The sequence below is a fragment of the Serratia sp. BIGb0163 genome, from assembly GCF_024809935.1.
Taxonomy (GTDB): domain Bacteria; phylum Pseudomonadota; class Gammaproteobacteria; order Enterobacterales; family Enterobacteriaceae; genus Serratia; species Serratia quinivorans.
The window spans coordinates 1,627,507-1,648,208 of record NZ_JANUDZ010000001.1; the positions used below are offsets into that span (position 1 = coordinate 1,627,507).

Sequence of the window (20,702 nt, forward strand, 5' to 3'; positions counted from 1 at the left end):
TCGCGACTCATTCGGCTGATTACAACAAGCCGGGGAATATCGCCTTTATGCCAGTCACGATAAACTCGATACCCAATGCCATCAGCAGCAACCCCATGATACGGGTAATGACGTTAATGCCGGTTTGCCCCAACAGGCGCACCAGCAAAGGCGCAGCCCGGAACAACAGCCAGCAGCAAAAAGCGAACAACGCGATAGCCAGGCTGAACCCCAGCAGGTTCTGCCAGCTATGATAGCGGGAGCTCCAGACAATGGTGGAGCTGATAGCACCCGGCCCAGCCATCAGTGGTAATGCCAATGGCACGACCCCAATGCTTTCACGGATTGCGCTCTCTGATTTTTCCTGTTTGTTCTGTTTATCCTCACCCAGTTTGCCGCTGATCATCGACATGGCAATGCTGACCACCAGGATGCCGCCGGCAATGCGGAATGAATCAATAGAGATACCGAACATGCGCAAAATCCCCTCCCCCAAAAACAGCGAGGTCCACAGGATGATGGCGACCGACAGGTTGGCGGTCAGGTTGGTTTTATTGCGCCCAGCCGCCGCCTGGTAGCTGGTCATGCTGATAAACACCGGCAAAATACCCACCGGGTTGACCAGCGCAAACAGGCCGACAAAAAATTTAATGAAGCCGGAAAAATCCAACAGAGATTGGCCCACAAATGACTCCGCTTTAATAGCTTTAAAAGTGACACTGCCTTCGCGCGCTAATGTAATAGAATTGCCATGGGTAATCCATTGCTCATGCGCGAGATTTATCTCTATTTACACCTTCACAGATAAGATAATTCTCTATTGTTAAAGCAATGTACGGTTTATGATTTTTTATGTTGAGAAAAGAGCCTGACATCACAGTTATCAAGAATGATTCTCAAAAACCATGGCTGAATGGTGTCAGCTTGCGTTTTTTATGATTTAAATCACAAAATCACTACCCAAGAGTAGTTAAGCTCTTAGTCGTAGTCAGGGAGTAGAACAGGTTAAGGAAAAAGTGGCATCTCTGTTCGGCCCGCTGTCTTCTCCTGCTGAAGCATCGGGTAAAGCTCTTTAAGCAAATCAGCAGCATGCGGCACAAAAAGGTGGAAAGCCTTTGTTTTTAAAACAGCATTTCCCACCGAAATGTCTATACTACTTGCTCGCACGGCTGATTTACTGAAAGAGTTTAACATTATCAGGAGAGCATTATGGCTGTAACAAATGTCGCTGAACTGAACGAGCTAGTTGCACGTGTCAAAAAAGCCCAGCGCGAATATGCCAACTTCACTCAAGAGCAAGTTGATAAAATTTTTCGCGCTGCTGCCCTCGCCGCTGCCGATGCCCGTATTCCTTTGGCTAAACTGGCCGTTGAAGAATCCGGTATGGGTATCGTTGAAGATAAAGTGATCAAGAATCACTTCGCATCAGAGTTTATCTACAACGCCTATAAAGATGAAAAAACCTGCGGCATCCTGGCCGAAGACCATACTTTCGGTACCATCACCATTGCAGAGCCTATTGGCCTGATTTGCGGTATCGTGCCTACCACCAACCCAACTTCTACGGCCATTTTCAAAGCGTTAATCAGCCTGAAAACCCGTAACGGCATTATCTTCTCTCCGCATCCACGTGCGAAAAACGCTACCAACAAGGCAGCGGATATCGTACTGCAGGCCGCAATTGCCGCCGGTGCACCAAAAGACATCGTCGGTTGGATCGACCAACCTACCGTTGAACTGTCCAACCAGTTAATGCACCACCCTGACATCAACCTGATCCTCGCAACCGGTGGTCCAGGCATGGTGAAAGCCGCTTACAGCTCCGGCAAACCGGCAATCGGCGTTGGCGCAGGTAACACTCCAGTTGTGGTTGACGAAACTGCGGATATCAAACGCGTTGTCGCCTCAATTCTGATGTCTAAAACCTTCGACAGCGGTGTGATTTGCGCCTCTGAGCAGTCGGTCATCGTGGTTGACTCCATCTATGATGCCGTACGCGAACGTTTTGCCAGCCACGGTGGCTACATGCTGCAGGGTAAAGAACTGAAAGCCGTGCAGGACATCATCCTGAAAAACGGCGGCCTGAACGCGGCTATCGTTGGCCAGTCTGCACCGAAAATCGCTGAAATGGCGGGCATCAAAGTGCCGGCAAGCACCAAGGTGCTGATCGGTGAAGTGAAACTGGTTGATGAAACCGAGCCTTTCGCTCACGAAAAACTGTCGCCTACGCTGGCCATGTATCGCGCCAAAGACTTTGCAGACGCCGTCAGCAAAGCGGAAAAACTGGTTGCCATGGGCGGTATCGGCCACACCTCTTGCCTGTACACCGACCAGGATAACCAGCCGGAACGCGTTGCCTTCTTCGGCGACAAGATGAAAACCGCACGTATCCTGATCAACACCCCAGCGTCTCAGGGTGGTATCGGTGACCTGTACAACTTTAAACTCGCTCCGTCTCTGACGCTGGGCTGCGGTTCCTGGGGCGGTAACTCCATCTCTGAAAACGTCGGTCCAAAACACCTGATCAACAAGAAAACTGTAGCGAAGCGAGCAGAAAACATGTTGTGGCATAAACTTCCGAAATCAATCTACTTCCGCCGTGGCTCACTGCCTATCGCGCTGGAAGAAGTAGCGACCGACGGGGCAAAACGTGCCTTCATTGTGACCGACCGCTACCTGTTCAATAACGGTTATGCTGACCAGATCACTTCCGTACTCAAGTCACACGGCATTGAAACAGAAGTGTTCTTTGAAGTTGAAGCAGACCCAACCCTGTCCATCGTGCGTAAAGGCGCGGAGCAGATGAACTCCTTCAAACCAGACGTGATTATCGCGCTGGGCGGTGGTTCACCGATGGATGCGGCGAAAATCATGTGGGTGCTGTACGAACATCCTGAGACCCATTTCGAAGACCTGGCGCTGCGCTTTATGGATATCCGTAAACGTATCTACAAGTTCCCGAAAATGGGCGTCAAAGCGAAAATGATCGCCGTGACCACCACCTCAGGTACGGGTTCAGAAGTGACGCCATTTGCGGTAGTGACCGATGACGTGACCGGCCAGAAATATCCACTGGCGGATTACGCTCTGACCCCGGACATGGCCATTGTTGACGCCAACCTGGTGATGAACATGCCAAAATCCCTGTGCGCCTTTGGCGGCCTGGATGCGGTGACTCACGCACTGGAAGCTTACGTTTCAGTACTGGCGAACGAATACTCTGATGGTCAGGCGCTGCAAGCGTTGAAACTGCTGAAAGAATATCTGCCAGCCAGCTATAAAGAAGGTGCCAAGAACCCGGTCGCCCGTGAGCGCGTGCACAATGCCGCGACCATCGCCGGCATCGCGTTCGCCAACGCCTTCCTGGGGGTTTGCCACTCAATGGCCCACAAACTGGGTTCTGAGTTCCACATCCCACACGGTCTGGCCAACGCCATGCTGATCTCCAACGTTATTCGCTATAACGCGAACGACAACCCAACCAAGCAAACGGCTTTCAGCCAGTACGACCGCCCACAGGCTCGTCGCCGCTACGGTGAAATCGCAGACCACCTCGGTCTGAGCGCACCGGGCGACCGTACCGCGCAGAAAATCGAGAAGTTGCTGACCTGGCTGGACGAGATTAAAGCTGAACTGGGCATCCCGGCCTCAATCCGTGAAGCCGGTGTGACAGAAGTCGATTTCCTGGCGAAAGTCGACAAACTGTCTGAAGACGCCTTTGACGACCAATGTACCGGTGCCAACCCGCGTTATCCGCTGATTGCCGAACTCAAGCAAATCATGCTGGATACCTTCTACGGCCGTAAGTTTAGTGAAGCGGAAGATGAAGAAGTTTTGGTAGCTCCAGCGGCGGCCAAAGCAGAAAAAAAGTCCAAAAAATAACGGTTCATTGAACCAATAAAAAACCGCCGAAAGGCGGTTTTTTTATGCGGCACGTTGGCCAGTACTTACCTGAGTGCGCAATAGCGCTCAAACACGCCACAGGGCTCCCTGCGGCGTTCTAAACGCTACTCCAGTGCCTGTATGGCTTCCTTGTAATGCTTGCGGCAAACGGAGACATAGCTCTCGTTCCCCCCTATCACTACCTGCTCACCGGCATGCATAGCCTGCCCGCTTTCATCCAGCCGTAGCACCATATTGGCCTTGCGTCCGCAATGGCAGATGGTTTTCAACTCTACCAGTTTGTCTGCCCAGGCCAGCAAGTATTGGCTGCCAATGAACAGTTCCCCCAGGAAGTCGGTACGCAAGCCATAACACAGAACCGGAATATCCAGTTGGTCGACGACATCACACAATTGCTCAACCTGCTGTTTCGTCAGGAACTGACTTTCATCCAACAACACGCAATGTACCGGTTGCTGTTGATGTTCCTGTGCAATCATCGCATAGAGCATCGACTCATTATTATAGAGCTGCGCCTGTGACGACAGCCCGATCCGCGAGCTGACCTTACCGACACCAAATCGATGATCTATTTCGGCGGTAAACACCAACGTGCGCATACCACGCTCTTGATAATTATATGAAGATTGCAACAACGCGGTAGATTTCCCTGCGTTCATAGCAGAGTAATAAAAATAAAGTTGAGCCATGGGCCCGCAACTCCAATGGTATAAGAAATATTCGAAGGTTGATTCAGAGGTAAAGTGTACCATAACCTATCGGCCTGCTCACGCCTCCGGGTTAATCAACATCTCGCTAAACGAATGCCAAACTTTCAAGTGAAACATTCTGTTCGCTGCACCTCTTACTTTTACATCTATTTACAGGATAATTTCTGTCTGACATCACATTTAATTACTGCTAATGATTAGCACCCGGCATTAATGGTTAAGCCAGCACAGTAAAGCCCCAGAAGCGCCAGGTCAGGACGGAATTAAATCTATTAACACTGCTTAGCGCCACGCCTGAGTATTTAATGACATAAAACAGCCAGGGTACAGTTCTTGACGTTATCTTTACTCGTATACCCCCATTGTTTACAGTGTTTGCATACTGGGTCGCGTGATTTAACCCACAGAATTCGACGTAATATTGATATAAAACACAATTATAACTTAGTCATGAATGCCATTCCGGCATAGCAAACATACCGTCACTGTTGAAAATTTGACTTAAAAATGACGGTTGTAATACTTATCTCCCCCGCCTATATTAGCCAGAGTGTTCTGGTTTAGTGTTTTAAAAGGTAAATTTGAGCCTTCCTTTTCAATTTGGCTATTGCAGAAAAGAAAAGAGCACTCTATTATTATCCAGACGCCCCCCACCAATATAATTTGAGACTAGGACAATGAGCGAAGCATTAAAGATTTTGAACAACATCCGTACTCTACGCGCACAGGCAAGAGAATGCAGCCTGGAAACGCTGGAAGAAATGCTTGAAAAACTGGAAGTTGTTGTGAACGAACGTCGCGAAGAAGACAGCCAGGCTCAAGCAGAAGTTGAAGAACGCACCCGTAAACTGCAGCAATATCGTGAAATGCTGATTGCTGACGGTATTGATCCTAATGAACTGCTGCAAACTATGGCTGCAACTAAAGCCGCTGGTAAAGCTAAACGTGCAGCACGTCCGGCCAAATACCAATATAAAGACGAAAACGGCGAACTGAAAACCTGGACTGGCCAGGGCCGTACCCCAGCAGTGATTAAGAAAGCTATCGAAGAGCAAGGTAAATCTCTGGACGATTTCCTGCTGTAATAGCATTCGGCTGCAAGTTAAAAAGGCTCCCTTGGGAGCCTTTTTGTTATGCTTATTTTCAGAAGTAGTAGAACACAAGTCAGACTTTGGGTAATTATCCTATGCAGGTAACCTTCTACCTCATTGGTCTTGCTTCTCGGCTAGCTGCCCCTTCCTGACTTTTGCAAAGCATAAAAAAGGGGCCGTGGCCCCTTATAGCATTTACGTACAGCTCAATTACTGAACTTTATAAAAAGACTTATACCATTCAACAAAGCGTTTCACACCTTCTTCAACGCTGGTTTCAGGCTTGAAGCCAATCTCACGATAAAGATCCACAGTATCAGCGCTGGTGTCTAACACGTCACCAGGCTGCATCGGCAGCATATTCTTACGCGCCTCGATCCCCAACGCCTGTTCCAGTGCGCTGATATATTCCATCAGCTTTACCGGGCTGCTGTTGCCGATATTATAGACATGGTATGGCGCAGAACTGGTCGCCGGTGAACCCTGCTCAACCGTCCAGCTAGCATTTGCCTGAGGAATAACTGCCTGCAACCGCACAATAGCCTCAGCGATATCGTCGATGTACGTAAAGTCACGGTGCATCTCACCGTGGTTATATACATCGATGCTTTCACCCGCCAATATGGCCTTGGTAAATTTAAACAGCGCCATATCCGGGCGCCCCCAAGGGCCATAAACGGTAAAGAAACGCAGCCCGGTGGTTGGCAGACCGTATAAGTGGGAGTAGCTGTGTGACATCAGTTCATTGGCTTTCTTAGTCGCCGCATACAATGATACCGGGTGGTCAACAGAATCTTCGGTCGCAAAGGGTAACTTACGATTTAGACCATATACCGAACTGGATGAGGCATATAATAAATGCTCAACTTTATTATGTCGGCACCCTTCCAGCACATTCAAATGCCCGATAAGATTCGAGTCTGCATACGCCAGCGGGTTGTCCAATGAATAACGCACCCCGGCTTGCGCACCAAGATGAATCACCCGTTGAAACTGATGCTCGGCAAACAGCTGCGCCATGCCCTCACGGTCGGCCAAATCCAGCTTAATAAACTGGAAGGCAGGCTTATCCGCCAGCAAATCGAGACGCGCTATTTTCAAACCTACGTCGTAGTAATCATTCAGGTTGTCAATACCGACAACCTGATGCCCTGCGGCCAACAGACGTTCAGCAACGTGAAAACCAATAAAACCTGCAGCGCCAGTAACCAGGAATTTCATATATGCCCCTTATATAACCGGCTGAATGGACGCACCGCGACCAATCGCATAATAGGTAAAGCCACGGCTTTCCAGGCGCTCAGGATCAAACAGGTTACGACCATCAAAGATCACCGGCTGCTTTAACGAGCCTTTGATCGCGTCGAAATCCGGCGCGCGGAAGTTCTGCCATTCGGTACAGATAACCAGCGCGTCAGCGCCCTGCAGCGCCGCTTCTTTGGTACCTACCAGTTTCAGATCGTCACGCTGACCGTAGATGCGCTGAACTTCGTTCATGGCTTCAGGGTCGTAGGCCTGAACGGTAGCACCCGCTTCCCACAGTTGCTCCATCAGCACCCGGCTGGAAGCCTCACGCATGTCATCGGTATTTGGCTTGAATGCCAGCCCCCAAAGCGCAAAGGTTTTGCCTTTCAGATCTTCACCAAAGTGATGCTTGATAAACTTGGTCAGCTTATATTTTTGCTGATAGTTAACCTGCTCTACGGCTTGCAACAGTTTTGGCTGATAGCCGATATGTTCAGCCGTGCGGATCAGGGCCTGAACGTCTTTCGGGAAACAGGAGCCACCATAGCCGCAGCCTGGGTAGATAAAGTGATAGCCAATACGGGAATCAGAACCGATACCCTGACGCACTTTCTCAATGTCTGCACCCAGCATTTCGGCCAGATTAGACATTTCATTCATAAAGCTGATTTTGGTCGCCAGCATACAGTTGGCAGCATACTTGGTCAGTTCAGCACTGCGAATATCCATCATGATCATGCGATCGTGATTGCGGTTGAACGGCTCATACAGCTCGCGAATAGGTTCAATCACATCTTTGTTATCGGTACCGATAACAATGCGCTCAGGACGCATGCAGTCTGCTACTGCCGCGCCTTCCTTCAGGAATTCGGGGTTGGAAACCACATCGAAAGGAACCGTGCTGCCGCGTTTGCGCAGCGTTTCTTCCATAACCTGACGGACTTTATCTGCGGTGCCAACCGGGACGGTAGATTTATCGATCACCACTTTATGATCGGTCATGTGTTCCGCGATGGTGCGGGCCACGGCAGTCACATACTTCAGGTCGGCAGAGCCGTCTTCATCCGGTGGCGTGCCCACGGCAATGAACTGAATGGTGCCATGTTCAACGCCGGCTTTAGCATCGGTGGTGAACTGCAGGCGACCTGCTTCATAGTTTTGCTGCACCAACGGCGTCAGGCCTGGCTCAAAAATAGGGATATTCCCTTTCTTCAGGTTTTCGACTTTACGTTCGTCTATATCAATACACATAACGTCGTGGCCGACTTCAGCCAACACCGCAGCCTGCACCAGGCCAACATAGCCAATACCAAAAACTGTTACTTTCATGGGAAAATCCTAGTTTTTCAAATTAAGACGAAAGATGAATAAATTATTTTTTATCAGCGGCCAGTAACTGTTTCAACCACTGAGTGAACTCTTGGCCCAGCCCGGCATGGCGCATGCCATACTCGACAAATGCCTGCATATAACCCAGCTTGTTGCCGCAATCATGGCTGATCCCTTTCAGGTGATACGCCTCTACCGTCTCTTGCTGCATCAGCATTTCAATGCTGTCGGTCAGCTGGATTTCACCACCCGCACCCGGAGGGGTTTTCGACAGCAGCGGCCAGATATCGGCGGAGAGCACATAACGGCCAACAATGGCCAGGTTGGAAGGGGCTTCATCCGGCGAAGGTTTCTCTACCACGCTAACCATCGGGGCGCTTTCGCCCGGCTGCAGCTCATACCCTTTGCAATCGGCCACGCCATAGTTGCCAACATCTTTATGCGGCACAGGCTCCACCATAATCTGGCTGATACCGGTTTGCTCAAAGCGCTGCAGCATTTCGTGCAGATTGTCTTTTTTCAGATCGGAACTGTACTCATCGAGGATCACGTCCGGCAAAATCACCGCCACCGGTTCGTCACCCACCAGTGGATAGGCACACATAATCGCGTGACCCAAGCCTTTAGCCACCCCCTGACGCACCTGCATTACGGTAACGCCCTTGGGACAGATAGACTGCACTTCATCGAGCAACTGACGCTTAACTCGTTTTTCCAGCATCGCTTCCAGTTCAAAACTGGTATCGAAATGGTTTTCGATCGAATTCTTGGAGGAATGGGTAACCAACACAATTTCGTTAATCCCTGCCGCAATACACTCATTGACAACGTATTGGATCAAGGGTTTGTCAACCAGCGGCAGCATTTCTTTAGGAATGGCTTTTGTCGCCGGTAACATCCGTGTTCCCAAGCCTGCAACCGGGATCACAGCCTTTCTGACTTTACGATTTACAGCAGGCATTATTTCCTCTCTTAATAGCGCTCAGTTTATGAGCTTCATCCGCCATACAAAAACCCTCGGAGTATACCAGCTTATGACTGACTGGCATTAACCGCAGCGCAAATAGAAAAACTTTAGGACAATTACCCAATGGACAGACTGAGGTAAAAATAAGCATCTCAAATATATAAATTTCAAATACTATTTTGACCCAGGAGGATTATTCAGCACTGAGCATCAAGCGTAGCCTGCCACCCGAGCCCCAAACCTGGCACTGCCAGGCGGCACAGTGCTGACTGATTTGATTCATGTACGTCGCACCCAGCGTTCCCAGTGGCACACCGTTGCTCAGTTGAATTTGATTATCACCGGTATTTACATTGGCATGCAGGCCGGCGGAGACCAGGATCAGGTTTTTATATTCGGTGTGATAATAACCGACCAGCATCGGAAATTGCCCTTCCAGCTTGCCTTGACGTAATAATTGATTAACCTGCTTTAACAATGCGCTCATTTGCGGCAGCCGATGACGCTGATTAGCTAAATGATCTTGCAACAATCCATTAAATAATGCGCGCAGCAGCAGTGCCGCCAATACGCCATTATCTCCTGCGCGGGTCACATCCAGACAATAGAACGCCAGGTCTTTATCCGACAGTGCCGCAATATCCAGCACCAGTCCCGGATTCTCGCTAGTGGTTAATTGCCGATAATTAATCCGGCAATGAGCCACGGTCTGCTGCACCGGTGGCTGTAACTGTTTGAGCAACTTCACCGCTTCGGAAGGATTTTTACTCAGCGCATCCCAGTCCTGGAACAGTTCCACCTCCTCAATGGCCGGCGAAGTGAACATATTGGGATACAGACACCCCAACACCGCTTCACGCAGACGATTAAGGTCGGTCACCGGTTTTAACAATACGTCCTGAACGCCTAACCGCAACATTTTGGCGATATCGGCCATTTTATCGGTAGCCGAAATCACCAACACCGGAGTTTGCACTCCTTGCAGCCGCAGATGTTCGACAAACTCAATCCCATCCATTTCCGGCATCGCCAGATCGCACAGGATTAAATCGGGATGAACATCATCCACCAGACTCAACGCCTGCAAACCATTGGGGGCCTCACTGGTTTCCGCCCCCAACGATTTCAAATAGCCAACAAGCACGGAACGAAAAACCAGTTCGTCCTCAACGACCAAAATGCGCTTGTGAGTCAATGGTAATGCCATCAGCCGAGCCTCTTCCCTTTTCATAATGTAATAGTGGCTCAAAAAGACCTTTTATGCCTGTCGGAAATTGCTCCCATCGCAGGTTATACAGTCAAGAACCGTAAATTATCTGTTTTTTATCAAGGGCAATAGTTTATCCAGCTGTTTTTCAACCGCCAGCCTGCCGGCTTCAATCGCCTCTTCGGCACGATGGAAATCCAACGTTGAAATCTGCGGGCAATAGGGTTGGATCAACACATCAGGCGGATCGCCCGCCATGCGGTTGCGTTTCAATCTATTTTCCAGCACCTGAATAGAAGTCCCCATAATTTCCATCGCCGTTGGCGTGAAATTAGGCTTTCTGGTGGTCATTTTGCTGATGCGTTCCCTTAATCGTCCTCGCCAGTTACGGGCGGGGAGGTCTTTTGCCGCGTCCATATCCGGACTGCGTACCGAGAACAAGTCCTGCTGCATCAGATGGGCATCATGTTGCAAGTCAACGGCGATAACGATGTCGGCTCCCAACGCCCGGGTCAATGAGATAGGTACCGGATTCACCACAGCGCCGTCCACCAGCCAATAGCCGTCAAACCACACCGGAGCCAACAGGCCGGGCATGCTGCATGAGGCTCGCACCGCCTGATGAATGTCACCTTCGGTCAGCCACAGTTCCCGTCCGGTACTCAGATTGGTCGCCACGGCACCAAACTTCAATGAACACTCAGCGATATCATCGATCTTCAACAACTGCCCTACCGCATTAAACACCCGCTCACCGCGCAGCAACCCACCGCGCTGCCAAGACAAATCCATCAAACGGATCACATCCCAATAGCTGAATGAACGCACCCAGGTTTCCATGGCCGGCAGACGATGGCTGGCAAAAGCCGCCCCCACCAATGCGCCAACCGAACAACCGGCTACTATATCGACTTCAACACCCAACTTCTTTAGTGCATTGATCACGCCAATATGTGCCCATCCTTTAGCCGCCCCCGCGCCCAATGCCAATCCAACCTTAATTTTTCGCATAGTTCCGGTCCTTTTTCGGTGAATTGCTTCGATCCTGCCGTCAGCGTAGATTGTCAGGGTCGAATGTTGTTAGGTAACATATGCGCTAAATTACTTTCGGCATCGGCCCGTTCATTTCGTTCCGGCCATTTTAGGAGTCACCTTGCCCGAATTATGCCCCTGCGGTAGCGGACTGGAGTATAGCGCATGCTGCGAACCCTACGTCAACGGCACTCAAACGCCAGCGACACCCGGACTATTAATGCGTTCGCGCTTTAGCGCGTACGTAAAACACAACGTGGATTATCTGATTGCCACCTGGCATCCCGACTGCCATGCCACAGAATGGCGCAACGCGATCGTCGACAGTTTCAAAAATACCGAATGGCTGGGTTTGACGGTGGTTGAAGAAAAACAGGGCCATGAGGCCGGGGAAGGTTTTGTCGAATTCATTGCCCAATTCGTTGACGGCAACACCGGTGAACGCCAGGCGATGCACGAGCGTTCACGCTTCCTTCAACTTGACCAACGCTGGTATTATATTGACGGAACCAAACCCCAGCCGGGCAGAAATGCCATTTGCCCCTGCGGCTCAGGTAAAAAATATAAAAAGTGCTGCGGGCGTTAGCCGGCAGTCACAGAGCCCGATAGATTTCAGGTCGCAGCCAATCCGGTCGCCGCTTGAAAATATAGATGATAAAAACTCTCGCCTGCGAAGACAGGACGTTCAGTATCAGACAGGATCCTCACTCCCATGCCACACCAAAATGTACAAAGAAAAGTTTTGCGCACCATTTGTCCGGATGCCAAAGGTCTGATCGCCAAGATCACCAATATTTGTTACAAACATGAACTCAACATTGTTCAGAACAATGAATTCGTTGATCACCGCACCGGCCGCTTCTTTATGCGTACCGAGTTGGAAGGCATTTTTAACGACACTACTTTGCTGGCGGATCTCGATAGCGCACTGCCGGTGGGTTCGGTCCGCGAACTGCATAACTCCGGCCGTCGTCGTATTGTGGTGCTGGTGACCAAAGAAGCGCATTGCCTGGGTGACTTGCTGATGAAAAGCGCCTACGGCGGCCTGGATGTGGAGATTGCGGCGGTTATCGGTAACCACGATACGCTGCAAACGTTGGTAGAGCGTTTCGATATCCCGTTCCACCTGGTCAGCCATGAAGGCCTGACGCGCGATCAACACGATCAGAAAATGATGGCCCAGATCGATCAGTATCAGCCTGATTACGTGGTGTTGGCCAAATATATGCGCGTACTGACGCCTGCATTTGTACAGCACTACCCAAACCAGGTGATCAATATTCACCATTCGTTCCTGCCGGCCTTTATCGGCGCACGGCCTTATCATCAGGCTTACGAGCGTGGCGTGAAAATCATCGGCGCTACGGCCCACTACGTTAACGATAATCTGGACGAAGGCCCGATCATCATGCAGGACGTGATTCATGTCGATCACACCTATTCTGCTGAAGATATGATGCGTGCCGGACGAGACGTCGAGAAAAATGCACTCAGCCGCGCGCTTTACCATGTGTTGGCGCAACGGGTATTTGTCTACGGTAACCGGACGGTTATCCTGTAATTGCTCAAGAAAGCGGTGCCTTTCGTTCAGGGATGCACCGCCACGAGTAAAAAATCGGCAAACGATTCATTTTCTGCATTTCAATACTTTACACGCCCGTTTCATTTGATATGATGCGCCCCGCTTACCGAGACAGATGTTTCGCAAGCAAGGCCAGTGGTGGGGTTCCCGAGCGGCCAAAGGGAGCAGACTGTAAATCTGCCGTCACAGACTTCGAAGGTTCGAATCCTTCCCCCACCACCATCTTCTCTCTGTCAAGAGTGAAGACGCAGTAAAGAAACCGGCCAGGTTTCTTCCGGATGAAACCGGAACTACAATTTGTAAAACCATGAATACCATGGTGGGGTTCCCGAGCGGCCAAAGGGAGCAGACTGTAAATCTGCCGTCACAGACTTCGAAGGTTCGAATCCTTCCCCCACCACCATCCTTGTATATCCTCCAGAATCAAATCAAACCTGACAGCATTCCATCACTCTCTCAGTTCATCATTTATCAATTCCCTTAACCATTCAGCGCATCCTCAACTTGAACTCCGGCCAACAATTCGCTATACCACTGACTTCTTTAATGCAGTAAGGAAGAAAGTGCATGCGTAACAATATCTGCGTTTTTTGTGGTGCCAGCGAAGGCGTTAATCCTGCTTATGCCGAGAATGCGCGGCAACTGGGTCAAACGCTCGCCGCTCAGGGTCGACGCCTAATCTATGGCGGCGGCAAAAAAGGGTTGATGGGCATTGTGGCGGATGCCGTGCTTGCCGCCGGAGGTGAGGCGGTGGGCATTATTCCTGAGCGGTTGGTAGAAGCAGAAACCGCACATCGTGGCCTGACGGAACTGGAAGTGGTTCCGGACATGCACACCCGTAAGGCGCGCATGGCGGCTCTGGCAGACGGTTTTATTGCTCTGCCCGGCGGCATAGGTACCCTCGAGGAACTGTTTGAAATCTGGACCTGGGGCCAGATCGGCTATCACAGTAAACCGGTTGGTTTGCTGGATGTGAACGGGTTCTATCGCCCGCTAAACAGTTTCCTGCAGCACGTGGCCGATCAGGGCTTTATGCGCCATGACTATCTGGGCACCATGCACATCAGTGAATCAGCGCAAACCTTACTGCAACAATTTGACGACTATCAGCCCAAAACTTACGACCGCTGGGCAAAATAATTCAACTTGCCGCCGGCGGCCCGATGCCGCTGGCCTGCGTTACATTTCCGGTCAAACTCTGCTACTATCTCAACACATTTTTCTTGTAAAAACGGCACCGCTCATGAAGTTTGTCTCTTTTAATATCAATGGACTGCGTGCGCGTCCGCACCAACTGGCCGCGATCATCGAACAGCACCAGCCCGACGTGATCGGCCTGCAGGAAACGAAAGTTCACGATGACATGTTCCCGCTGGAAGAAGTCAGCCAGCATGGCTATCACGTGTTCTATCATGGCCAAAAAGGTCACTATGGCGTGGCGCTGCTAACCAAAGAAAAGCCGCTTGCCGTACGCCGTGGTTTCCCTACCGATGATGAAGACGCACAGCGCCGCATCATCATGGCCGATCTGGCGACGCCGCAAGGCACGCTGACGGTGATCAATGGCTACTTCCCGCAGGGGGAAAGCCGTGACCATCCGATCAAATTCCCCGCCAAGACACGCTTCTATCAGGATCTGCAAAACTACCTGGAGCAGCAAATGTCGGTGGACTCACCGGTACTGGTGATGGGTGACGTGAATATCAGCCCAAGCGATTACGATATCGGCATCGGCGAGGAAAGCCGTAAGCGCTGGCTGCGTACCGGTAAGTGCTCCTTCCTGCCGGAGGAGCGCGAATGGATGGATCGCCTGATGAACTGGGGCCTGGTAGATACCTACCGCCACGCTAACCCGGAACGTAACGATCAATTCTCGTGGTTCGACTACCGTTCACGCGGTTTCGATGAAAACCGGGGCCTGCGTATCGATCTGCTGCTGGCCAGCACGCCATTGGCCGCACGCTGCACCGCCACCGGCATCGATTATCAGATCCGCGGGATGGAAAAACCGTCGGATCACGCGCCTGTCTGGGCGGAATTCTCACTGTAATTGACCCAACCCCGGCCATTGCCGGGGTTTTGCTATGTGGTACCTATGAAAATTATCGATGTCGTCGCCGCCATCATTGAAAGAAATGGCAAAATTCTTTTGGCGCAGCGTAATGCTGACAGCGATCAGGCCGGATTGTGGGAGTTTCCCGGCGGCAAGGTTGAGGCAGGCGAGAGCCAGCCACAGGCACTGGCGCGTGAACTGGACGAAGAGTTGGGAATTGTGGCCAGTGTTGGCCGCTATGTCGCCAGCAACCAGTGGCAACAGAGTGAGCGAATGATCCGGCTACATGCCTGGCAGGTTGATACCTTTAGCGGTGAATTACAAAACCGCTGCCATTCGGATTTTGTCTGGTTGGCACCGGAGCAGGCGTTTGACTATCCCCTGGCCCCGGCGGACGTACCGCTATTAACCGCCTATATTAGCGCATTGCAGGCGGAAGCCTGAGTTACAGCGTCACTTCTTCAGACGCACCCAGATTAACGGATTAGTCCCTACCACGTTGGGGTCGCGTACGCACTGCAACGCTTCCCCTTCCACCTTGAGAACCGCCCCTTCAGAATAGTTTTGATCCTGATAGATGCAGCAACGACTGCAAGGTTGTGCCGCGGGTTGAGCCGCAGCGCTTTTTGCTGCCCCCCAGATCTCCGGCGACACTGGCACCACCACATCGACATCGCCGCGATTGGCCATCGCCTCGGTGCAAAACAACAGCGCGCTACCGGCCAGCAACAGTAAGCCGTGATTCATTCGCTCTTCTCCCGCGCCTTACCGGCGCTTTTCTTGCGTTTTTTCGCCCCGCCGGAAGGCGACGGCGGCAACCCGCGAAACGCCATACTCGCCCGGCTCTGCTTGGCCTGATAAATCAGCTCCTGCAGAGTACCTACCAGAGGTTGCATAAAGTCCTGATAACGACAGGATTTCTCACTGATTTGCGTCAGCGTGGCTTCCCAGTTGGCGGTCATATCAGGACGGGCAGCAATATCCGGCAGCGAATGGATCAACGCCCGGCCGGTTTCACTGGAGTGAATATAGCGCCCTTTCTTATACAAAAACGCCCGCTTGAACAGCAACTCAATGATGCCCGCGCGCGTGGCCTCTGTCCCTAAACCATCGGTCGCTCGCAGGATTTTCTTTAGTGCTTTATCCTGAACGAAACGTGCAATCCCGGTCATGGCGGAAAGCAGGCTGGCATCGGTAAAAGGACGTGGCGGTTGGGTCTGACGTTCAACCACCTCACCACGCTCACACAGTAGCTGGTCATCCTTCGCCACCACCGGCAACGGAGCGCCTTCATTTTCTTCATCACGCTCTTTACTGCCCAACAGTGTTCGCCAGCCTGCTTCGGCAAGAAAACGCGCCTTGGCGATAAACTTGCCGCCGGCAATATCCAGCTCAATCACGCATTTGCGGAACATGGCGTCCGGGCAGAACTGCATCAGGTACTGCCGCGCCACCAAGCCATAAACGTTCAGTTCATCCTGGCTGAGGCTAACCTTACTGGCACGGGCGGTCGGAATAATGGCGTGGTGAGCATCAACCTTCTTGTCGTCCCAGCAACGGTTACGGCGATCGCTGTCGATCACCGGCTGCGGATACAGATCCGGCTGATGAACGCTGATGGCGTTCAACACCGAATGCCGCCCGGCAAAATGCTCTTCCGGCAGGTAGCGACAGTCGGAACGCGGATAGGTGATCAATTTATGGGTTTCATACAGCCGCTGGCACACGTCCAGTACCTGCTGCGCGCTCAGGTTGAAGCGTTTGGAAGCCTCAATCTGTAAGGTCGACAGTGAAAACGGCAAGGGTGCGGTATCTGATTCCCGTTTATCATTATAAGAGGTGACCAGCGCCGGCTGGCCCTCGATACGCTTGAGCACGTGTTCTGCCAACGATCGGTGCAGCAAGCGCCCTTCTTCGTCCTGATAAGGCTCGCAGGAGTCACTCGGTTGCCACAGGGCGACAAAACGTTCGTCTTTAGGCGTCACGATGTGCGCTTTAACCTCGAAGAAGTCCTTCGAGACAAAATTTTCAATATCTTCGTCACGCCTGACGACCAACCCCAACACCGGTGTTTGCACCCGGCCCACCGACAACACGCCATCATAACCGGCATTACGCCCCAAAATGGTGTAGGCGCGGGTCATGTTGATGCCATACAGCCAGTCGGCGCGGGAACGCGCCAGGGCGGAGACACAAAGTGGGATAAAGTCGCGATTGTCACGCAACCGTTCGATAGCGCGCTCCACCGCCTGCGGGTTGAGATCGTTGATCAGGCAACGGCGGACGCTGTGGCGTTTTTCCGGCGACAACGCCAGATAGTCCAGCACCTCATCCACCAGCAATTGGCCTTCCCTGTCCGGGTCACCGGCATGCACCACTTCATCGGCCTCGTGCAGCAGCTTTTTGATGGCATTAAGCTGTTTGCTGACCGAAGGCCGTGGCTGCAACTGCCACTTTTCGGGGATGATCGGCAGATCGGCCAACGACCAGCGCGCATAACGGCTGTCGTAGGCATCCGGCTGCGCCTGTTCTAACAAGTGGCCCACACACCAGGTCACCACATCATTGTTACCGCAGGCGATAAACCCATCGCCGCGGCGATGCGGCTTGGGAAGTACGTCGGCAATGGCGCGCGCCAAACTCGGTTTCTCGGCAATAAACAGTCGCATTATTCACCGTTATTCTGGCTGTACGTCATCAGGAATTCTCTTACTTCAGCATAATTCCCGCGGAACACAATCCGCTGGGATTTCTTTTCCAATTGATAGTGATACATCGGATCGTAGTAGTGCTGCAACAACGGCACCAGCCACTGCTGATGCTCGTCACTATTTCCACTGGCCTGCTGATACTGCAGTGCCCGTTCCAGGTGCTGCGTCAGCAGTTGGAAACGCTCCAGCCCCAGGCGGCGGCGAATGGCAAACAGGCCGTGATGCAGATATTCATCGTACTTCTGCCAGCCAAGCGGCGCGCCGTAGGCCTGTTCAAACTCAATACGCATCCGGTCGATATATTCGTGCTGCAGCCGTGCCAGACGCACCTCAAAAGGATCGTCTATCACCGCCACCGGTGCCTGCTGCATGCGGTTGAAGACGGGTAATGGCAGATTGTTGCTGCCGATAATGCGCCCTTCGTCTTCCAGCACCCAGCGGCGGCAGCCACCATGCTGTTTTTTCAGCAATAACACAGCCAGACGATTCTCAAAATCAATCTGGCCGCTTTGACTCACCAGCGTTCGGCCAAAAGATGAACCGCGGTGGTGCGCCACCCCCTCCAGATCAACGCCGTCGGCCAGCTCATTGACCAACAGAGTTTTACCGCTGCCGGTATTGCCGCCAATCAGCACCATCGGTAGTTCAGCGCTCTGCTCCAGCGTGGTGAGCAAGAAATTGCGCAGGGCCTTGTAACCACCGGTGATGCGCGGATAGACGACGCCGGCCTCACGCAGCCACTGCTGCACCAACTGAGAACGCAAACCGCCGCGGAAACAGTAAATATAGCCTTCCGGCCATTGGGCACATTGCGCCAACCAGGCTGCCGTACGTTGCTCACGAAGCCTGCCATTAACCAGGCTGTGGCCCAGCGCAATCGCTGCCTGCTGGCCTTGCTGTTTGTAACAGGTGCCGACGGCCTGCCGCTCGTCGTCGTTCATTAACGGCAGATTCACAGCATTGGCGAACGCGCCCTGCTGAAACTCAACCGGCGCACGCACGTCAATCAGCGGGATATCCTGCAAAAAAATACGGCGATAATCCTGGCCGTCTTCCCGTTCCCTGGTAGCTGACACTAAGCAACCTCAATCAACGGCTTGCCCGGCACTGCCGCATGCAGTTCACCAATAGCCTGGAGTTGAATGCCGTGGCGCTCGGCAATCGCCTGCACCTGCTGCTCCGCTTCAGGTAGTACCGCCAGCAGCAAGCCGCCGGAGGTCTGCGGATCACACAGCAATTGGCGCTGCAGGTCGGTCATTTCACCGACCAGATGGCCGTAACTTTCAAAGTTGCGCCCGGTGCCGCCAGGCACGCAGCCTTCGGCAATATAACGCTCGATGTCCGGCAATTTAGGTACCAGATCAAACCAGACCGTCGCCTGCAGCCCTGAGCCCTGGCAAACCTCGCTCAGATGCCCCAGCAGACCAAAGCCGGTAACGTCGGTCATCGCCGTCACGCCTTCGACTTCGGCAAAATCCGTGCCCGGCTTGTTCAATTGACACATCACTTCGGTTGCCAGGCCTTCATGCTCTGGCAACAGCTTGCTTTTCTTCTCGGCGGTAGTCAGCACGCCAATGCCCAACGGCTTGGTCAGGTACAATTTGGCTCCGGCCTGCGCCGCGCTGTTTTTCTTCACCCGCTCGGTATTGACGATGCCGGTCACCGCCAGGCCAAAAATAGGCTCTGGCGCATCAATAGAATGGCCTCCCGCCAGGGCGATACCCGCCTGCTGACAGGCATAGCGCCCGCCGTCGATCACCTGCTGCGCCACTTCTGCCGGCAGCGTAGCAATCGGCCAGCCCAGAATGGCAATCGCCATGATCGGTTTACCGCCCATGGCATACACGTCGCTGATGGCGTTGGTGGCGGCGATGCGACCGAAATCGAACGGGTTATCGACGATCGGCATAAAGAAGTCGGTGGTGCTGATAATGCCCACGCCGTTGCCGATGTCATACACCGCCGCATCGTCACGGGTTTCATTACCCACCAGCAAGCGCGGATCGACAAATTTCTCCCGCTCGCTGTGCAGAATAGTTTCGAGAACTTTCGGTGAGATTTTACAACCGCAGCCGGCGCCATGGCTGTACTGGGTTAAACGGATCGCTGGCGATGTCATATACCACTCCCTTCGGTTAACGGCATTCAAGATATCATAGGGTAGCGCTTGCCGACGGGATTGGTAAGAGCGGGCTGCCGATAACCGAACGGCCTGCTCATAAACAACACAGAATGGCGGGATTTAGCGCATTTTTGCCGCAATCCCGCCAGTGGGATCAGAAATAGCTGACGAAAGGCGTGCTGTCCGGGGCGATCACTTTGGTGGAAGCTTTTAACTGTGGAGTCCCCAAATACAGGAAGCCGACAATTTCGTCCTGCTCGCGACAGCCAAAGGCTTCGCGAACCAGTGAATGTTCGGTCCAGGCGCCGGTGCGCCAGATACCGTTGAAACCCTGCGCCAGTGCGGCCATCTGCATCGCCTGAACCGCACAACCGGCAGAAACCACCTGTTCCCAGCGCGGCACCTTGGTTTCTTCAGTGCAATGGGCCACCACGGTGATAATCAGCGGGGCGCGGAATGGCGCTTTTGTCGCCTTTTCTAGCGCGGCTTCATCCATTTCGTCCTGCTTTGCAGCAGCTTGTAACAATTGGCTAAAACGCTCCAGACCCTGGTTTTCGATCATCACAAAACGCCATGGCTGCAAGGCACCATGATCGGGCGCTCGCAGGCCCGCGTTGATGATATTCTGGCGTGCCTCACCCGTCGGCGCCGGGGCCGCGAGGCGTGACGCAGAGCGGCGATTCAGTAAAAGATCCAGTGCATCCATCGTAAACTCCTGATAACAATTTTCATTCAAATCACGTTAACATAGCTAAACGGCGAGTGACAGCC

Annotated in this window: 19 protein-coding genes and 2 tRNA genes; 9 read left to right on the top strand and 12 right to left on the bottom strand. The window is 52.4% G+C overall.

The window, feature by feature from the left end; genetic code table 11:
* Positions 1-19: 19 nt before the first annotated feature.
* Positions 20-664 carry a YchE family NAAT transporter gene (locus tag M2406_RS07735; RefSeq protein ID WP_012145429.1) on the bottom strand — a complete coding sequence of 215 codons (645 nt, stop codon included), beginning with the start codon at positions 662-664 and terminating at the stop codon, positions 20-22.
* A 524-nt stretch (positions 665-1,188) separates the two neighbouring features.
* On the opposite strand from M2406_RS07735, the gene adhE reads away from it, so the two are divergent.
* A complete protein-coding gene (adhE, locus tag M2406_RS07740) occupies positions 1,189-3,861 on the top strand; it encodes a bifunctional acetaldehyde-CoA/alcohol dehydrogenase (protein ID WP_259189539.1) in 2,673 nt (890 codons plus the stop codon).
* Positions 3,862-3,986: 125 nt separating this feature from the next.
* Here the strand turns inward: adhE and M2406_RS07745 are convergent, their stop codons facing one another.
* Complete coding sequence (locus M2406_RS07745) at positions 3,987-4,571, bottom strand: thymidine kinase (RefSeq protein ID WP_017893051.1); 585 nt, start codon at positions 4,569-4,571, stop codon at positions 3,987-3,989.
* 698 nt (positions 4,572-5,269) lie between these two features.
* On the opposite strand from M2406_RS07745, the gene hns reads away from it, so the two are divergent.
* Entirely contained in the window at positions 5,270-5,677 is a 408-nt protein-coding gene (gene hns / locus M2406_RS07750; protein ID WP_006321188.1) for a histone-like nucleoid-structuring protein H-NS, read from the top strand.
* Positions 5,678-5,893: 216 nt separating this feature from the next.
* Here hns and M2406_RS07755 read toward each other — a convergent pair whose 3' ends face one another.
* From M2406_RS07755 to rssA, 5 genes are all read right to left on the bottom strand, one after another.
* Positions 5,894-6,904, bottom strand: a complete 1,011-nt coding sequence (locus tag M2406_RS07755) for an NAD-dependent epimerase (protein WP_012145432.1) — start codon at positions 6,902-6,904, stop codon at positions 5,894-5,896.
* Between the two features lie 9 nt (positions 6,905-6,913).
* A complete protein-coding gene (locus tag M2406_RS07760; protein WP_012145433.1) occupies positions 6,914-8,257 on the bottom strand; it encodes a UDP-glucose/GDP-mannose dehydrogenase family protein in 1,344 nt (447 codons plus the stop codon).
* A 43-nt stretch (positions 8,258-8,300) separates the two neighbouring features.
* Positions 8,301-9,218 carry a UTP--glucose-1-phosphate uridylyltransferase GalU gene (gene galU / locus M2406_RS07765; RefSeq protein ID WP_012145434.1) on the bottom strand — a complete coding sequence of 306 codons (918 nt, stop codon included), beginning with the start codon at positions 9,216-9,218 and terminating at the stop codon, positions 8,301-8,303.
* Positions 9,219-9,417: 199 nt separating this feature from the next.
* On the bottom strand, positions 9,418-10,431 hold the full coding sequence (gene rssB / locus M2406_RS07770) for a two-component system response regulator RssB (RefSeq protein WP_012145435.1): 1,014 nt from the start codon (positions 10,429-10,431) through the stop codon (positions 9,418-9,420).
* A 105-nt stretch (positions 10,432-10,536) separates the two neighbouring features.
* Positions 10,537-11,442 carry a patatin-like phospholipase RssA gene (gene rssA / locus M2406_RS07775; protein ID WP_012145436.1) on the bottom strand — a complete coding sequence of 302 codons (906 nt, stop codon included), beginning with the start codon at positions 11,440-11,442 and terminating at the stop codon, positions 10,537-10,539.
* A gap of 142 nt (positions 11,443-11,584) precedes the next feature.
* Here rssA and M2406_RS07780 point away from each other — a divergent pair, with 142 nt between their 5' ends.
* From M2406_RS07780 to M2406_RS07810, 7 genes are all read left to right on the top strand, one after another.
* On the top strand, positions 11,585-12,049 hold the full coding sequence (locus tag M2406_RS07780; RefSeq protein ID WP_026142401.1) for a YchJ family protein: 465 nt from the start codon (positions 11,585-11,587) through the stop codon (positions 12,047-12,049).
* Positions 12,050-12,175: 126 nt separating this feature from the next.
* The gene (gene purU / locus M2406_RS07785) at positions 12,176-13,024 is read left to right on the top strand and encodes a formyltetrahydrofolate deformylase (RefSeq protein ID WP_012145438.1); all 849 of its coding nucleotides are present in this window, start codon (positions 12,176-12,178) and stop codon (positions 13,022-13,024) included.
* A 158-nt stretch (positions 13,025-13,182) separates the two neighbouring features.
* Positions 13,183-13,267, top strand: a tRNA-Tyr gene (locus M2406_RS07790).
* A 96-nt stretch (positions 13,268-13,363) separates the two neighbouring features.
* A tRNA-Tyr gene (locus tag M2406_RS07795) sits at positions 13,364-13,448 on the top strand.
* Positions 13,449-13,612: 164 nt separating this feature from the next.
* Positions 13,613-14,185, top strand: a complete 573-nt coding sequence (locus tag M2406_RS07800; RefSeq protein WP_012145439.1) for a TIGR00730 family Rossman fold protein — start codon at positions 13,613-13,615, stop codon at positions 14,183-14,185.
* Between the two features lie 103 nt (positions 14,186-14,288).
* Positions 14,289-15,095: an exodeoxyribonuclease III gene (xthA, locus tag M2406_RS07805; protein ID WP_115184531.1), complete on the top strand. Its 807-nt coding sequence runs from the start codon at positions 14,289-14,291 to the stop codon at positions 15,093-15,095.
* A 45-nt stretch (positions 15,096-15,140) separates the two neighbouring features.
* Positions 15,141-15,542 carry a pyrimidine (deoxy)nucleoside triphosphate diphosphatase gene (locus tag M2406_RS07810; RefSeq protein ID WP_012145441.1) on the top strand — a complete coding sequence of 134 codons (402 nt, stop codon included), beginning with the start codon at positions 15,141-15,143 and terminating at the stop codon, positions 15,540-15,542.
* Positions 15,543-15,551: 9 nt separating this feature from the next.
* On the opposite strand, the gene M2406_RS07815 is transcribed toward M2406_RS07810, so the two are convergent.
* The 5 genes from M2406_RS07815 to M2406_RS07835 all read right to left on the bottom strand — a co-directional run bounded on the left by M2406_RS07815 (position 15,552) and on the right by M2406_RS07835 (position 20,637).
* A complete protein-coding gene (locus M2406_RS07815) occupies positions 15,552-15,845 on the bottom strand; it encodes a DUF1496 domain-containing protein (RefSeq protein ID WP_115184529.1) in 294 nt (97 codons plus the stop codon).
* Positions 15,842-17,767, bottom strand: a complete 1,926-nt coding sequence (locus tag M2406_RS07820) for a DNA topoisomerase III (protein WP_012145443.1) — start codon at positions 17,765-17,767, stop codon at positions 15,842-15,844. Before M2406_RS07820 ends, M2406_RS07815 begins: the two co-directional genes overlap by 4 nt.
* Positions 17,767-18,885, bottom strand: coding sequence for a tRNA 2-selenouridine(34) synthase MnmH (gene mnmH / locus M2406_RS07825; RefSeq protein WP_259189541.1), 1,119 nt, complete (start codon positions 18,883-18,885; stop codon positions 17,767-17,769). Before mnmH ends, M2406_RS07820 begins: the two co-directional genes overlap by 1 nt.
* The gene (selD, locus tag M2406_RS07830; RefSeq protein ID WP_259189542.1) at positions 18,885-19,928 is read right to left on the bottom strand and encodes a selenide, water dikinase SelD; all 1,044 of its coding nucleotides are present in this window, start codon (positions 19,926-19,928) and stop codon (positions 18,885-18,887) included. Before selD ends, mnmH begins: the two co-directional genes overlap by 1 nt.
* 157 nt (positions 19,929-20,085) lie before the next feature.
* A complete protein-coding gene (locus M2406_RS07835) occupies positions 20,086-20,637 on the bottom strand; it encodes an NAD(P)H nitroreductase (RefSeq protein WP_012145446.1) in 552 nt (183 codons plus the stop codon).
* Positions 20,638-20,702: the final 65 nt, after the last annotated feature.